General features: G+C 72.1%; 1 protein-coding gene and 1 pseudogene. Both read right to left on the bottom strand.

Annotated features, from left to right (window positions below):
- Positions 1-309 (bottom strand): annotated as a pseudogene (locus BST44_RS29155) (two-component sensor histidine kinase); the annotation flags it as partial.
- Positions 306-1,019: a response regulator transcription factor gene (locus BST44_RS29160; RefSeq protein WP_083180048.1), complete on the bottom strand. Its 714-nt coding sequence runs from the start codon at positions 1,017-1,019 to the stop codon at positions 306-308. The pseudogene BST44_RS29155 and the gene BST44_RS29160, both read right to left, overlap by 4 nt.
- Positions 1,020-1,190: the final 171 nt, after the last annotated feature.

A 1,190-nucleotide genomic window follows, 5' to 3' on the forward strand; every position in this document is an offset into this window, starting at 1 on the left:
GGCCGTCGGACCGGCGACGGTGTCGGGGCTGATGCCGCGATCTCCGTAGGTCGCGCCGTCGGCGGTGACCAGCAACGCGCGCACGCCGCCGCCATTGAGTTCGGCGACCAGCAGGTCGGGCGAGGTGTGCGCGGCGTCCAGCGCCTCGGCGCGCGACGCCGCCGCGAGCAGCCGGTCGTGCAGGCTTCTGCGGGCGAGCACGCCCAGGCTGACGTCGATGGTGACGCCGAGCGCCACCAGCAGCAGGGCCAGCAACGCCACCACCACCAGCGTCACCCGGCGTTGCAGGGAGGGCGTGCGGGTCGTCATGAGCGCTGGGGCTGCAGCCGGTAGCCGATGCCGCGCACGGTGTGCAGTATCCGCGGCCCGTGGGCTTCGAGCTTGCGCCGCAGGCCGCTCACGTGCACCTGCACCAGGTTGGGATCGTAGGCGTCGTATCCCCAGACCGCGGTCAGGATCTGGGCGGCGCTGACGATGCGGCCACGCTGCTCGACGAGGAAGGACAGCAGCCGTAGCTCGGTCGCGGTCAGGTCGAGCCGCCGCCCGGCGCGCGCGGCCACCCCGGCGTCGGTGTCGAGCATCAGGTCGCCGAATTGGATGACCTGCGGCAGCCGCCCGCGCCGGCGCAACACCGCGCCGACCCGCGACACGAGTTCGGCCAGCTCGAACGGTTTGATCACGTAGTCGTCCGCCCCGCCGTCCAGGCCGCGCAGCCGGTCCTCGAGCCCGTCGCGGGCCGTGATCAACACGATCCCGACCTCGCCCCAGTCCCGGATCACGTCGATCAGGGCGAAGCCGTCACGGCCCGGCAGCATGACGTCGAGCACCACCAGGTCCGGCCGCAGCCCGTCCAGGGCCTCCTCCAGCCGGTCGCCGTCGCGGCGGCCCACGGCGTGATAGCCGACGTCGCTGAGCGCCTCGCTGACCATCTCGCGGATCGTCTCGGAATCCTCGACGACCAGCACCCGCGGCGCGCCGACGCTGAACCGGCCGGCGGCCGTCCGCGGGCAATTCGTCATGACCCCATTGTCGACGCCGCGGCTGAAACGAACCTGAAGCGGTCTGCCGGGCATCGGTCGCGGCGGTCAACTTTCTTCAGGTCCACTTCAGTTCGGGCTCCTACGGTCGCCGACATGACCACTGACGACGACATCGACACCAGTCCGCCCGCACCGCCCCCGGCCCACCGG

The sequence above is a fragment of the Mycobacterium scrofulaceum genome (assembly GCF_002086735.1).
Taxonomy (GTDB): domain Bacteria; phylum Actinomycetota; class Actinomycetes; order Mycobacteriales; family Mycobacteriaceae; genus Mycobacterium; species Mycobacterium scrofulaceum.

Bases quoted from the DNA above. Each gene is read 5' to 3' on its own strand.
- BST44_RS29160 (WP_083180048.1), bottom strand. From the start codon at position 1,019: ATGACGAATTGCCCGCGGACGGCCGCCGGCCGGTTCAGCGTCGGCGCG.